Consider the following 14,104-nt stretch of genomic DNA (forward strand, 5'->3'; position numbering starts at 1 on the left):
GAAAGCAAGAATTAGACTTGGAAAAGCACATTTGAAGGTTCAACGCCAACGCAAAGACTGGGCTGTAAAACTGGCTCGGTGCGTAGTGACATCTAACGATGTTGTGGTATATGAAGACCTCAAGATTCAAAACATGGTCAAAAACCATCATTTGGCTAAGTCGATTTCCGATGCAGGTTGGTATCAATTCACCCAATGGTTAGACTATTTTGGAAAAGTTTGGGATAAAGCGGTGATTTCTGTTAGTCCAAACTTCACCTCTGCCGATTGTTCTAACTGTGGTTTTCGGGTGAAGAAATCACTCAGCACCCGGACTCACAAATGCCCTAAATGTCAGACAGAAATTTGTCGGGATACTAATGCGGCACTGAATATTTTCAAGAAGGGCATGAGCATTTTAGGGGCTGAGTATAATAGTACCGAAGGGCATTCGGAAACTGCCTCGTTCGAGGAAACGCTTGGGGAGACTTCCACCTCTGTTAATCAGGAGACATCCGACTTAATAAGTGGTGTTGATGAACCAAGAATTAGCAATAGCTAAGAATCCCCTTTCTTTAGAAATGGGGAGTATGTCAAGTCATCAATTCAAATATGGAAAGGGTCGTTTGTAGTGGATATTATGGTAAAGGAAACGGTGGAGATGAAGCCCTTCTCGCCTCGTTGTTACAGATGTTACCTCCATCCGTCGAACCGATTGTGCTTTCGGGAAACCCTACCCAAACTCAAGACCGTTATCAAGTAGCTAGCTATGATCGGATGAATGCTTTGGAAGTGTTCAACGTTTTGCGACGGGCGGATGCGTTCATCTGGGGCGGTGGCAGTTTAATTCAAGATGTTAGCAGTGCAATCAGTCCTTTTTATTATGCCGGATTAATGGGTTTAGCGCAACAAATCGGTTTGAAAACGATAGCTTGGGCGCAAGGAATAGGCCCTTTAAATCGGGGGATGACTCGCCGATTAGCACAACGTTCTTTTTTAAATTGTACCACGATTAGTGTTCGCGATCGCGCTTCGGCGCAGTTATTATCGGACTGGCAAATTCCGTTTATTTTGGCGCCTGATCCTGTTTGGGCGCTCGACTCTAACCCTGTTCCCGGTTTGTGGGATTTACCTGCCCCGCGTGTGGCTTTAACCTTGCGTCCTCATCCACAATTAACCCCTGAACGTTTAAGTGTTTTAACGCAAGCTTTAGTCTCTTTCCAAAAAGCCACTCAAGCGTTTATTTTACTCCTTCCCTTTCAACTGAGTCAAGATTTAGCGATCGCTCAATTACTTCATCGGGCGATTCCTGATCAAAGTCAAATTCTCACCCTTGAAGATCCTCGTCAACTCAAAGGGGTTTTTCGAGGGGTAGAAATGGTGATTGGAATGCGGTTTCATAGTTTAATTATGGCAGCAACAGAAGAATGTCGATGTTTCGCCCTCAGTTATGATCCGAAAGTCACGCAGTTAATGGAAGAATTAGAACTTCCCGGATGGGAACTTTCTCAACTGCCAACTGATGCGAATGTAATCAGTAAAAGCTGGCTAGAATGTTATGCAAACGGTGACGCGCTCTCCACTGCTAAAATAGAATTTCTAGTGGAGCGATCGCAAATTCATCAAGAGGTATTGCATTCTGTTTTTATGTAGGCAAGAGGCAAGAGGCAAAAGGCAATCTTGTAAAAGGCAAAAGGCAAAAGGCAAAAGGCAAAAGGCAAAAGCTAAGAGGCAAAAGGCAATCTTGTAAGAGGCAATCTTGTAAGAGGCAAGAGGCAATCTTGTAAGAGGTAAGAGTAATAATAATGTCTGAAATTAAAGATTTTCAAGACTTGATTATTTGGCAAAAAGGCATGGATATTGCTGAAAAGTGTTATTATCTGACTCAATCTTTCCCGAAAGAAGAACTCTATGGTATGGTTCAACAGGTGAGACGCTCATCAGCATCGATACCTGCTAATATTGCTGAAGGTTATGGCAGACGAAGCTCTGGAGATTATGTTAGATTTCTCAATATCTCTCAAGGTTCAATTAATGAACTGCAAACCCATCTGATACTCTGTCAAAGGGTAGGCTTATTCAATGCAAAAGATATTGAACTAATCCTTGATTGGCTTCAAGAATAAACTCGGATGATTTCTGCACTGATTAAAAAACTGAAGCCTTAAAACCGCTTTTATCTTGTATGATTGCCTATTGCCTTTTATTTTATTATTTATTTGGAGGTGTAACCCTTGGCAAGAGTGAGAGTTCGTGAACACGTTAACCCCTTAGCGCAAAAATATCAAGTCCCCATTGCTCCTCCCGACTGGACGAAAATTTATGCGAATCTTCATCAACCTTTGCATCTGGATCTCGGTTGTGGTCGGGGGCGGTTACTTTGGAATTTAGCTCAAGTTGAACCCAGTTGGAATTATCTCGGTTTAGAAATACGAGAACCGTTAGTTGAGGAAGCTAATCAATGGCGGGATGAACAAGGATTAACGAATTTACAGTATTTATTTTGTAATGCCAATAATTCTTTAAAACCCATCCTAGAAACCTTACCAACGGGAACTTTAAAACGAGTTAGCATTCAATTCCCTGATCCTTGGTTCAAACGACGCCATCAACGCCGCCGCATTGTTCAACCAGAGTTAGTGACAGAAATAGCCGATTATCTGACTATTGGCGGCGAAGTATTTATTCAGTCAGATGTGAAAGAAGTCGTCGAACAAATGTGTGATCTATTTTCATCTCATCCCGGCTTTCAACGTTTAGGAAAAGATTGGCTAGCGGAAAATCCCCTTCCCCTCCCTTCTGAACGAGAACGTTCAACCTTATCTCGCGGCGAACCGGTTTATCGTGTTTTATTTGAACGAAAATAGTATGAAAAAAGTTCTAACGTTCTTGGCTATAATTTTATTAACTCCTTTGAGTTTTTCTGGGGGAATTTATACAGCTGCCTCCGAAGCCGTTAACTTCAATAGTCAAATTGCTCATAATTTTGATTTACTCACCTCAGACGGGTTTGGAGAGTTAAAAATCAGTTTAACCGCAGCCGAAGTTGTGCGAATATTAGGAGAACCTCAAAGCAAAGAAGAACAACAATTTTGGGGGGCGGATGGTTTGTATCATCAAAAATGGAACTATCCCCAACAAGGAATTATTTTAGATATGGCAGGGGAAAACGAAAAAGGGTCTACTATGATTAGTTCTATTCGAGTTCAAGCCCCTTCTCAACTGAAAACAAAACGAGGAATTGGCATCGGTGATTCTTCAGCAAAAGTCAAACAAGCCTACGCCGAAGAAGAAGATGAAGCCGCCCCCATTTCTTCTGATTATTTCGTGGCAGGTTCAGTTTATGGGGGATTGATTTTTGAGTTTAAAAATAATCAAGTGATTGAAATGTTTTTAGGGGCGATGGCGGAATAAAAGTGTATTAGAATATTTTATAAATGAGGAGATTCACCACTTAATCCCCCCTAGCCCACCTAAAAAAGAGGGGAACTTGGTTGCAAAATTCAGGAAAAACAGTATAATCTTTAATCTCTTTGTGTTTCTGTGTCTTGGTGTTTTTTATTCTTGATAATTCGTCTAACCTTGACTATACACCCAGTAGAACATGAGGTATAGTATCTAAGTTCAGTTCTTAAAATCATACCTCAATCATGGCGGAGAGTTCTAAGCAAACTTTAACAATTTCTAACGTTAATCTCGTCCAAAAATACACCCCTTGGCTTTATTCCTTCTGGAAATTTTCCCGCCCTCATACGATTTTTGGAACAACTTTTAGTGTGTGGGGATTGACTTTCGTTGCCTTGAGTGATAAAATTAATGCCACATGGCAAGATGGGGATTTCGTGCCTACTGCCCTAACAGCTATCCTCGTCAGTTGGTTGGCTTGTCTGTGTGGCAATGTTTATATTGTGGGACTCAACCAACTCGAAGATGTAGAAATAGACCGAATTAATAAGCCTCATTTACCCCTCGCATCTGGCGAATATTCCCCGTCTCAAGCCAAAGCCATCATTATCACCACAGGAATACTTGCCCTTATTTTAGCCACGTTACAAGGCAAATTTCTCTTAGCAACGGTGGGAATTAGTCTGGCAATGGGAACTGCCTACTCTTTACCCCCCATTCGCCTCAAACGGTTTCCCTTTTGGGCGGCCTTGTGTATTTTCACAGTACGAGGTGTAATTGTCAATTTAGGGATTTATCTACATCTGAGTTGGGTTTTCTCAGGAAAACTCCCGGAATACATTCCCAGTTTAACCCCTTCTATTTTAGCACTGACGCTGTTTATTTTAGTCTTCACCTTTGCGATCGCGATTTTCAAAGACATTCCTGATCTAGAAGGCGATCGCAAATACAATATTAGCACCTTTACCATCCGGTTAGGAACGGTTTCAGTTTTTAAATTAGCCCGTTGGGTACTCACAGGATGCTATCTGGGAATGATCTTCTCTGCTTTCTTTTTACAAGCTTGGCTAAACCCGATCTTTTTAGTCAGTAGCCATGTTGTTATCTTAGCTTTATTGTGGTGGCGGAGTACAAAGATTAACTTAGAGAAAAAAGAATCAATTGCTGATTTTTATCAATTTATTTGGAAGCTGTTTTTCTTAGAGTATTTGCTGTTTCCTCTGGCTTGTTTGTTGGGATAGTTTCTCAGAAAAAAGAAAAACCACAAAGAAACAAAGTCACGAAGATTTTTCACCTTTGAGTCTTTGTGTCTTTGTGGTAATTGTTCCCATTAATCAAACTTGGGATCACCGTTAGAAGTGTAGAATTTCTCTTGGTTTTCTGCTTGCCAAAATTCAGTAATATCATGGTTTAATTCCTGCAACATTTTTCGCAGTAAAGGCAAACTCAAGCCAATTACATTGGTATGACAGCCTTCTATTTTCTCTATAAACACTCCTCCTTTTCCTTCAATGGCAAAACATCCGGCACAATTTAGGGGTTCACCTGTCGCGACGTAAGCCTCTATTTCTGCATCACTAACTGAGGCGAAATAAACCGTTGTCATCTGAGAATAAACGATGGTTTTTTGTTTTCCAATATCAATTAACGCATGACCTGTAAACAGTCTACCATAGTGCGATCGCATGACTTTCCAACGTTCAATGGCTTCGGTTTTATTTTCAGGTTTCCCGTAGATTTCCCCATCGACTTCTAAAACCGAATCACAGCCTAAAATCAAAGCAGATTTTGAATTTGGGATTGAATCAGATAAGGTTGTTGTCAGTAGATTTGCTACCGCTTCTGCCTTACAACGGGCGAGAGTTTTGACTAATTCAGCCGGATCATTGAACTGAATTTGTGATTCATCAAAACCACTCGGACAAACTCTCGCCGGAATGCCAAGATTTTGTAATAAACGGCGACGGGCAGGGGAAGCAGAGGCTAAAATAAAGGGGATAGAATGTTCAGTTGCCATCTGCCGAAAAATTTTTGATTCTAAATTTTATAAAGAGTTTAGACGTTCACAAGGAACGTCTGATGATTCACAAAACGTCCCCATTAATAGACATTAAAGGATCTTGCAACTTGTTCAAGTTGTTCATGGGTTTTTTCCCAACGTTTTTCAGGGGTTGAAATATTCAACGTAAACAGTTGACCTCGACTGACTGTAACACTTGCAAAATCATGGCGTTTTTGATTGGGAAGTGTCACCGCATATTCTAGCAAATAGTAAGTTTTATCGCCTCTTTGACGAGATTCTGCATTGACTAATTCTGCTTCCCGTCCTGATCCGGGAGGGGCGATCGCATTTTTGCTGAGTTTGTATCCAACATCCGTCGGAGTGCCTATTTGATCAAGGGTTTTGTTATCAGGGATCGGACTAATAACAACGCTGACATTTTCAGTTTGCTCGATCATATCGTGAAAAACGACATCCGGCCCGTCAGAGACATTCACCTGAACCCAACCGTTGGGGTAAAGAAATTCGTAGCCATCCCCCGTATCCACAAAAGAGTTCAACCCCGCCGCACCGATTGAAACACAACCGCCGAGGGTCAGACTCACAATCACAAACAGTATAGCTGTAATTCGTTTGAACATTTGAACAGTTCCCAGTCTTCTCCGTTCCTATTGTCTCACGAAGTCTGCCGAAGGTATAGCAAGAGGCAATCTTAGGGGGCAGGTTAGAGGGTTGAGGGAGACTTCCCCCAACTTGATAGGAAGAATTAGGATTTGATAACGTCAGCGTTAACTAAGGATATATCAGGTTTATCAATTTTACAATTAATAGAACTCTTACCTAAATTTTTGGCAATGCGATCGCCAGAACAACTCGAAGCCATTAATCAACAGTTAGAATAGGAAATTGCCGAACGGAAACGAACTGAAGAAATCTTGCAAACGATTTTATCAGGAACCGCTTCAGCGACGGGAGAAAATTTTTTTCCAGCATTAGCCAAAAATTTAGCAAAAGCGTTGGATGTTCCCTATGTGTTCGTGTGGGAAAAAATTAATGATCCGATCCCTCGGTTGCGTAGCTTGGCGTTTTGGTCAACTGATCGTTTCGTCAACAATTTTGAAGCCGATTGAGAAAATACACCTTACAATACTGTCCTAGAGAGTCAACAGCTTTGTTATTATCCTCAAGATCTGCAACAATATTTCCCGAATAATCCCTTACTCGAACAATTGGATGCTGAAAGCTACATCGGTGCGCCTCTGTTTGATGTTGATCAAAACGTGATTGGTAATCTATCGATTGTCGATGTCAAACCCCTACAGACAGATAAGTGAACCCTAGCAATTGTATCAATTTTTGCAGATCGGGCGGCTACTGAACTGCAACGCAAATGGGTAGAGGAAGAAAAACGCCGCGCTTATGAACAGTTATAATTTAGAGTAGAAGAACGTACCGCAGAACTGGTGGCGGCGAATCGGGCGCTCGAAAGCGAAATTAAAGAAAGAATTGCTATAGAAGCAACGATGCGATTAATGCTACAACGAGAGAAGACAACGACTCGGATTATTTTAAAAATGCGTCAAACTTTAGATTTAGAAACCATTTTTCATGCAACTACGGCGGAATTGCGAGAGGCAATCGCTTGCGATCGCGTGTTGATTTATCGTTTTAATTGTGATTGGGGTGGTGGTATTGTTTCGGAATCCGTCGCACCGGGTTGGGATCTGCTGTTTCCGCAACTGGCGAATACCCCCGAACTGACTAAAGTGACAGTCAATCAAGCAAATTGTGTTGCGGCTCAATTTAGCAGTTCCGATAGACTCATTCAAGATACCTATCTGCAAGAAAATGAAGGCGGAATTAATCGTCTAAAAAGCGGGTATTGTTGGGTTCCCGATATTTATCAAGCGGGTTTTGACTCTTGTTATCTAGAATTTTTAGAAAGATTACAAGCCCGAGCTTATACGATTACACCGATCTTTTGTGGAAATCAACTGTGGGGATTATTAGGCGTTTATCAAAATAGTAATCCGCGAGCGTGGTTAGAAGAAGAAGTCAGGATTATTTCGCAAATTAGTAATCAGCTCGGCGTGGCGGTACAACAAGCCTCATTGTTTGCTCAAACTCAACGCCAAGCCGAAGAACTTCAACAGTCAAAGGAAGCGCCTGATGCTGCTAATAAAGCCCAAAGTGAGTTTTTAGCGAATATGAGCCATGAACTTCGTACTCCTCTCAATGCCATTCTGGGTTTTACTCAACTGATGCAGCGAGATTTTTCTGGGAATTCTAATCATCAACGATACATTAAAGAAGAAGTTCTAGAAGTTTTCAGGCAATATCTAGGGGTTGAATACTGTTATCAGCCAACTGAAAACGAGATCATAGATTCAACACCAGAGCCATCTGATTACAAGTTAGAGGCTACCGATTTAGCGATGATGTCTTCTGAATGGAACACTCAACTTTACAATGCTGCGGCTCAAGGTAGTGATGTTCTTTGTCTGCAACTCATTGATCAAATTCCTGCTGATCAATCAGCGAAGATTGCAGCATTGACTAAGTTAGTGGAAACCTATCAATTCGACAAAATTCTTGTGTTAACTCAATCCAAAATCCGACTGTGATTGATTTCATTTCCGCAAACGGTTGAAGTTGAATAAAGCTGAATATTCCTTTGAGAAACGGGGACAAGTTACAGTTAAAGCTCGGGGAGAAATGACAACTTATTGGTTAGAAAAAAGTTAAGAAGTTCGGTATTCTCTTAAGATTTTATTATATTCTGAGAGACTTAGCTAAAAGTGTGATAAACCTTTTGTACAGGTTGAGTCTAGACTGCTAGTATTTTCTGCTCGTATCATAGATAACTGCTTGCGAGGGAAAATTCAGCCTAAACTTGAAAAAGATTTGCAATAATGCTTTGCAGTACACCAACACCAAACACGACTGATGAGAGAACTTGACACCCAAAAAACAATCAGCCTGCTCAATGCCATCATGGAATTTGAACTAGCAGGAGTTGTCCGCTACACCCATTATTCGTTGATGGTAACAGGGCCAAATCGTTTGTCCATTGTACAATTTTTCCAAGCGCAAGCTACAGAATCTCTACTTCATGCTCAACAAGCCGGAGAAATTCTTACAGGTTTAGAAGGACATCCGAGCCAAAAAATTGCTCCCATTGAAGAAACATTTCAGCACACCGTCAAAGATATTTTACAGGAAAGCCTCAACCATGAAAAAACAGCGCTCGCACTTTACAAAGACCTACTTCATGTCGTAGAAGATGCCAGCATTTATATCGAAGAATATGCTCGAACTCTGATAGGTCAAGAAGAATTGCATGGCTTAGAAATCAAAAAAATGTTACGGGATTTTGCCTAAATTATTGAGTTTTTGAGATGAAGCGATCGCTGTTTTTTTGACACATTTTAAACAGAAATGGGCGATCGCTTCAATCTAGAGGTAGCGGGTCATGGCACAATAGAAAGGTTGACAGTACGCTGTTTGACAGCATTTCTAAGGATTCAACATGGCATCGATTAACGACAACTACCTCAAACTCAAAGCAGGCTACCTCTTTCCTGAAATCGCCCGACGGGTGAACAGTTTTGCAGAAGCCAATCCTGACGCCAAAATCATTAAACTCGGGATTGGCGACGTGACAGAACCGCTACCGGAAGCCTGTCGCACGGCGATGATCAAAGCGGTTGAAGAAATGGGCGATCGCAACACCTTCAAAGGTTATGGCCCCGAACAGGGTTATGGGTGGTTACGCGAAAAAATCGCCCAGCAGGATTTTCAAGCCAGAGGATGCGATATTGATGCGTCGGAAATCTTCATTTCTGATGGTTCAAAATGCGATACAGGCAACATTCTAGAGATTTTTGGTCATAATAATACCATTGCGGTGACTGACCCTGTATATCCCGTTTATGTCGATACAAATGTCATGGCGGGTAACACGGGTTCGGCGAATGATCGAGGTGAATTTGATGGTTTAGTTTATCTGCCGATCACCGCAGAAAATCACTTTACGGCTGAAATTCCCAGTCAAAAAGTTGATTTAATTTACTTGTGTTTTCCCAATAATCCCACAGGTGCAACGGCCACTAAAGATCATCTCAAAGCTTGGGTTGATTATGCCAAAGCTAATGATGCAATTATTCTGTTTGATGCCGCTTACGAAGCCTTCATCACTGATTCTAATTTACCCCATTCTATCTATGAAATAGAAGGGGCGCGAGATTGTGCAATTGAGTTTCGATCTTTTTCTAAAAATGCAGGATTTACCGGAACTCGTTGTGCCTTAACAGTGGTTCCCAAAACGTTAAAAGCGAAAGCATCTGATGGTTCGGATGTTGAACTTTGGAAGTTATGGAACCGTCGTCAGTCTACTAAGTTTAACGGCGTTTCTTATATCGTTCAACGGGGTGCTGAAGCCGTTTATAGCGAAGAAGGACAAGCACAAGTCCGGGCTTTAATTGACTTTTACATGGAAAATGCTTCAATTATTTGTGAACAGTTAAAAGCCGCAGGATTATCGGTTTATGGGGGTGTAAATGCGCCCTACGTTTGGGTGAAAACACCTCATGGTTTATCGAGTTGGGATTTCTTTGATAAGCTGCTGCAAACTTGTAATGTTGTGGGAACACCAGGTTCTGGGTTTGGTGCTGCGGGAGAAGGATATTTCCGTATTTCTGCTTTTAATACTCGAGAAAATGTTAACGAAGCCATGAAACGGATTACGGAGAAGTTCAAAGTTTAGTGTTAAAATAGGGTGGGGCATTGCCCCCCTGAAAAAACCCGGTTTATCATGGCGAATCTAAAACCGGGTTGATGTTTTTTACTCCAGAATCAAACCGATGATACAAGCACCGACAAAATCCATAACGTTAGACGAATTTCTACAGTTAGAAGAAACTGAACCAGCCAGCGAGTATATTGATGGGGAGATTATTCAAAAACCAATGCCACAGGGAAAACATAGCTCAATTCAAACCGAATTATCGACGGCAATCAATGCTGTATTGAGACAAAAAAAAATTGCCAGAGCGTTTTCAGAATTACGATGTACCTTTAGTGAACGCTCAATAGTTCCCGATGTTTCTGTGTTTGTTTGGAGTCGAATTTCTCGTGATGACACGGGTGAAATCGCTAATATATTTTTATCGTCTCCCGATTGGATTATTGAAATATTATCACCCGATCAAAGTCAAACAAAAGTGACAAAAAAAATACTAAACTGCTTTAAATTTGAAACACAAATGGGCTGGTTAATTGACCCTGAAGAAAAGACAATATTTGTTTATCTTCCCACAGCAGCCCCCGCAGTCTTTGATGAACCCTCTCAACAGCTTCCGGTTCCTGAATTTGCCAGTGAACTGCAACTGACGTTAGGTCAAGTGTTTGATTGGTTGTTAGAATAGAAAATTATTTTCTTAAAAAACCCTGAATTCCGCCTAGTTCAGTCTCTTGTTCTCAATGAGTAACGAGGTGGTCTTCAAAAGTGCAGATCAATGTGAGAAAATAGATAAAGTCGCGATCGCAATTTCAATCAATGTCTTCAAATCCTACTTCTCTTGATTTTCCCTTTAGGCGTTTGCGTGATGTCCGAACTAAGCTGCTACGCCTTCATAAAGCACTGTTAGAGTCTGAAAAAGTCGAGTACGAAAAATTTAATGGCCCGATTCGTTCTCGGGGAGAATTTTTTCAACTGGTTATCGGAGACGGAATGTTTAGTTGGTTGCGTCCCTTTTCTCAGTTAATCGCTCAAATTGATGAAGTCATGGCGGCGAAAGATGAGCCTGTCACTCTACAACAAGTTAACCATTTATTAGAGGAAACCCAAATTTTACTTCGCCCTTCTGAAAATGGAAACGTTCGAGAAAAACGCTATTTTGAAGCCATTCAACGTGACCCCGATATTGCGTTTATGCACGCTGAATTATCTCAATTGCTTTCACAAAAAAGTTAATTCACTTTCTCGAAATTTTTGAAGTTTTTTGCTAATTTTGTTCGATTTTATATCAGCCAACCCAAGTGAACATTTGAGCAGTATATTGAGTTGGCTGTAGGGATTTGGCGATTTGTATTCCCAGAAAAAACTCTATTGAACCCAGACAAGGCTATTGGAAACCAAAACGGGTAATAGCTCCCAAAAACTCATAAAAGGTGATTTGTTGATCACCATTATTGTCAGCTTGCTGTAAAATTGTTTTGAGTTCGTCTGTATCTACGGGGAGATATAACTGTTCAACAATTCTCAAAGCTTCCTGAAATGAAAGTAAACCGTTACCATCTGTATCAAATTCTCGAAATTTTTTAAGAATGTTATAATCTGGCTCTGTCGCCATCAAAAATTCTTCAAACTCAATACAGCCATCTTGATTCGCATCAAGACGTTTAAACTGCTTAGTTAACTTTTCTTTTTCTTGCTCTAGCAGATATTGCAAATATTCCTCTAGCACAATTTGACCATCGTGATTGCTATCAATTTGAGCAAAGGATTGTTTGAGTAGTTCTAATTTCTCAGGAGAAAGTAGCTCTTTTGCCGCCTCTGATACCTCAAATCCTAAACCTTCAGAATTCATTCTTCCTATTTGTTCGACTGATTATTTCCGTACAGGTAAGGAGTTTATCACAAACATTCATCAATTCTCTGGATGAGTCCAATATCATCCCCTCTCGTCGCTTGCTGAGGGGGTTGAGGAGATGGACTGGATTTTGCTCCCCCAAGCTACCCTCAACGCCAAGAACAGCTAAAAGTCTAGCAGAGGTGACAATTGTACTTAGACACTGTAAACGCTGGCGGTGGGGTGACGACTCTCTCGAATGACATCAATCGGCAATTACTCTAAATAGTCTTTGTACAAAGTTTGTAACATCTTTTCAAGTTGAGCTTGAGGACAATATTCAATTAAGGCATCAAAAGCTTCGACTAATTTTGCTGCACTTTCTCCTAATGTTGGACTCATATCCCAAACATCTTGAACCCATTCTGAGGAAGACTCATCATAAAAAATTAAACGTTCAAGTTGTTGTTTTGCTTCTGTTTTTGAGATCGACATAGGCTCTAAGTTTGCGGTTACACTCTGACTTGTGATTGAGATTTAAAAGCTAAACTTATATTATCTCATTTATCGACAAAACACAAGCATTATTTAGAATTTATTCTTCTTCATTCGCTGAGGGTTTTACTGAGTCTTCTCCCCACTTCCTAGAAGGTTCAGCCGCTCGTTTTGTCGGTTGTGATTTCGTTCCATATTTCAGCAGTTCTAACTGTTGAGGTTTCGGTTGAGATACAGTCTGTTTTCCTTCTCCTTTTCGCCGTTTTGAGGTTCGTTCTTCGGCTGTATTTTCAGTCACAACTTCATACAATATCGCTTGTTTATTCATCTGACTGCCTTTTCTTAATACTCGCCCTAAGCGTTGAATATATTCTCGTTCGGAAGCGGTTCCTGATAAAATAATAGCAATTCGAGCATCAGGAACATCAACCCCTTCATTTAATACATGAGAAGCCACTAAGGTTTTATATTCCCCTTGACGAAATTTAGATAAAATTTGATGACGTTCTTTAACAGGCGTTTGATGGGTAATAGCCGGAATTAAAAACTCTTGAGAAATGCGATAAACTGTAGCATTATCTCCGGTAAAAATCAAAGTCTTTTCCTGATCATGTTGGGCGAGTAAATGGGTTAATACCCGCAGTTTGCCATCGGTACACAGAGCAATTTCTTTCGCTTGGCGATGGGCTAACATCGCACGTCTTCCGACAGGTGTTCGGGAACTAACTATCACAAAGTTTTTCCATCCTTCCAAACTTGACAAACTAATTTTATTGTCTTTGAGAAAATCATTTCTAGTCTTAATTTTTTCCTGATAGCATTTTTGTTCTTGTTGGGAAAGCCGTACAAATATTTGAACATTTTTATGTTCAGCCAAGGCAATTCCGGCGAGTTGTTCAGGTGTTTTGTGATAAACAGTCGGCCCTATTAAATCCTGTAAATCGCTATGTTTACCATCCGAACGATCTGGAGTTGCTGTTAAACCTAAGCGATAAGGCGCTATCGAATATTCAGCAATTACCCGATAAAAATCCGTCGGTAAGTGATGACATTCATCAAAAACTAACAAGGCATATTTATTCCCTATCGTCTCAGCATGAATCGTCGCACTATCATAAGTTGCCACTAAAATCGGTGTTTTATCCCGTGAACCTCCCCCCAATAAACCGACATCTAAATCTGGAAATGCTGCCTTTAAATGAGCATACCATTGGTGCATCAAATCCAATGTCGGAACAACAATTAACGTTCGGTTTGATGTCGCTTGCATCGCCATTTGTGCGAGATAAGTTTTTCCCGAAGCCGTCGGTAAAACCACTACTCCTTGACTTTGGGCTTGTCGCCATGCTGTCAATGCTTCTTGTTGATGGGGATAGGGTTCCATCTCAACACTCGGAACAAATTCTAGGGATTGAAATTCATCAGCATGATTAATAAAGTTGACATTCTCAGCTTGTAATGATTTGATTAAAGAACGATAATAAATTGCCGGAATTCTAAACTTTTCGATGCGATCATCCCAAGTGGCAAAGTCAATCCAAGCCTTACCTTTTGGGGGAGGATGTAAAATCAGAGTACCACGATCAAAGGATAGAATGGGAGTGCGAGACATAAATCTTGTTGTTATCGGTTAACGGTGTAAATCTTCTAC

The 14,104-nt window shown here is 40.8% G+C and carries 19 protein-coding genes; 14 read left to right on the forward strand and 5 right to left on the reverse strand.

What is annotated here, in order from left to right; all coding sequences use genetic code 11:
- The 6 genes from WN50_RS09075 to WN50_RS09100 all read left to right on the forward strand — a co-directional run.
- The coding region (locus WN50_RS09075; protein ID WP_049558838.1) for an RNA-guided endonuclease InsQ/TnpB family protein at positions 1 to 541 on the forward strand (541 nt) is incomplete at its 5' end.
- Between the two features lie 50 nt (positions 542 to 591).
- Positions 592 to 1,632: a polysaccharide pyruvyl transferase CsaB gene (csaB, locus tag WN50_RS09080; RefSeq protein ID WP_049558840.1), complete on the forward strand. Its 1,041-nt coding sequence runs from the start codon at positions 592 to 594 to the stop codon at positions 1,630 to 1,632.
- Positions 1,633 to 1,784: 152 nt separating this feature from the next.
- A complete protein-coding gene (locus WN50_RS09085) occupies positions 1,785 to 2,105 on the forward strand; it encodes a four helix bundle protein (protein WP_046281962.1) in 321 nt (106 codons plus the stop codon).
- Positions 2,106 to 2,213: 108 nt separating this feature from the next.
- Positions 2,214 to 2,846: a tRNA (guanosine(46)-N7)-methyltransferase TrmB gene (trmB, locus tag WN50_RS09090; protein ID WP_046281963.1), complete on the forward strand. Its 633-nt coding sequence runs from the start codon at positions 2,214 to 2,216 to the stop codon at positions 2,844 to 2,846.
- A 1-nt stretch (position 2,847) separates the two neighbouring features.
- The gene (locus WN50_RS09095; protein WP_049558844.1) at positions 2,848 to 3,393 is read left to right on the forward strand and encodes a hypothetical protein; all 546 of its coding nucleotides are present in this window, start codon (positions 2,848 to 2,850) and stop codon (positions 3,391 to 3,393) included.
- A 236-nt stretch (positions 3,394 to 3,629) separates the two neighbouring features.
- On the forward strand, positions 3,630 to 4,625 hold the full coding sequence (locus WN50_RS09100) for a homogentisate phytyltransferase (protein WP_046281965.1): 996 nt from the start codon (positions 3,630 to 3,632) through the stop codon (positions 4,623 to 4,625).
- Positions 4,626 to 4,714: 89 nt separating this feature from the next.
- Here the strand turns inward: WN50_RS09100 and WN50_RS09105 are convergent, their stop codons facing one another.
- Positions 4,715 to 5,401: a nucleoside triphosphate pyrophosphatase gene (locus WN50_RS09105; RefSeq protein WP_046281966.1), complete on the reverse strand. Its 687-nt coding sequence runs from the start codon at positions 5,399 to 5,401 to the stop codon at positions 4,715 to 4,717.
- Between the two features lie 83 nt (positions 5,402 to 5,484).
- Entirely contained in the window at positions 5,485 to 6,027 is a 543-nt protein-coding gene (psbP, locus tag WN50_RS09110; protein WP_046281967.1) for a photosystem II reaction center PsbP, read from the reverse strand.
- A 132-nt stretch (positions 6,028 to 6,159) separates the two neighbouring features.
- Here psbP and WN50_RS36875 point away from each other — a divergent pair, with 132 nt between their 5' ends.
- The 8 genes from WN50_RS36875 (at position 6,160) to WN50_RS09135 (ending at position 11,360) form a co-directional block, all read left to right on the forward strand.
- Complete coding sequence (locus WN50_RS36875; RefSeq protein ID WP_281062872.1) at positions 6,160 to 6,288, forward strand: hypothetical protein; 129 nt, start codon at positions 6,160 to 6,162, stop codon at positions 6,286 to 6,288.
- A 33-nt stretch (positions 6,289 to 6,321) separates the two neighbouring features.
- Positions 6,322 to 6,516 (forward strand): hypothetical protein, encoded by a 195-nt coding sequence (locus WN50_RS33875; protein WP_053221469.1) that lies wholly within the window; start codon positions 6,322 to 6,324, stop codon positions 6,514 to 6,516.
- Positions 6,517 to 6,849: 333 nt separating this feature from the next.
- Entirely contained in the window at positions 6,850 to 8,010 is a 1,161-nt protein-coding gene (locus tag WN50_RS36880; RefSeq protein WP_053221470.1) for a GAF domain-containing protein, read from the forward strand.
- A 28-nt stretch (positions 8,011 to 8,038) separates the two neighbouring features.
- Positions 8,039 to 8,131, forward strand: a complete 93-nt coding sequence (locus tag WN50_RS37440) for a hypothetical protein (protein ID WP_407659691.1) — start codon at positions 8,039 to 8,041, stop codon at positions 8,129 to 8,131.
- A 201-nt stretch (positions 8,132 to 8,332) separates the two neighbouring features.
- Positions 8,333 to 8,767, forward strand: a complete 435-nt coding sequence (locus WN50_RS09120) for a ferritin-like domain-containing protein (protein ID WP_046281968.1) — start codon at positions 8,333 to 8,335, stop codon at positions 8,765 to 8,767.
- 148 nt (positions 8,768 to 8,915) lie between these two features.
- Complete coding sequence (locus WN50_RS09125; RefSeq protein WP_046281969.1) at positions 8,916 to 10,151, forward strand: LL-diaminopimelate aminotransferase; 1,236 nt, start codon at positions 8,916 to 8,918, stop codon at positions 10,149 to 10,151.
- 97 nt (positions 10,152 to 10,248) lie between these two features.
- The gene (locus tag WN50_RS09130; RefSeq protein ID WP_046281970.1) at positions 10,249 to 10,812 is read left to right on the forward strand and encodes a Uma2 family endonuclease; all 564 of its coding nucleotides are present in this window, start codon (positions 10,249 to 10,251) and stop codon (positions 10,810 to 10,812) included.
- Between the two features lie 131 nt (positions 10,813 to 10,943).
- Entirely contained in the window at positions 10,944 to 11,360 is a 417-nt protein-coding gene (locus tag WN50_RS09135) for a hypothetical protein (protein ID WP_046281971.1), read from the forward strand.
- A 151-nt stretch (positions 11,361 to 11,511) separates the two neighbouring features.
- Here the strand turns inward: WN50_RS09135 and WN50_RS09140 are convergent, their stop codons facing one another.
- The 3 genes from WN50_RS09140 to WN50_RS09150 form a co-directional block, all read right to left on the reverse strand.
- The gene (locus WN50_RS09140; RefSeq protein WP_046281972.1) at positions 11,512 to 11,976 is read right to left on the reverse strand and encodes an EF-hand domain-containing protein; all 465 of its coding nucleotides are present in this window, start codon (positions 11,974 to 11,976) and stop codon (positions 11,512 to 11,514) included.
- A gap of 258 nt (positions 11,977 to 12,234) precedes the next feature.
- The gene (locus tag WN50_RS09145) at positions 12,235 to 12,453 is read right to left on the reverse strand and encodes a hypothetical protein (RefSeq protein WP_046281973.1); all 219 of its coding nucleotides are present in this window, start codon (positions 12,451 to 12,453) and stop codon (positions 12,235 to 12,237) included.
- Positions 12,454 to 12,553: 100 nt separating this feature from the next.
- A complete protein-coding gene (locus WN50_RS09150) occupies positions 12,554 to 14,065 on the reverse strand; it encodes a DEAD/DEAH box helicase (protein WP_046281974.1) in 1,512 nt (503 codons plus the stop codon).
- Positions 14,066 to 14,104 lie beyond the last annotated feature (39 nt).

It is taken from the genome of Limnoraphis robusta CS-951 (assembly GCF_000972705.2).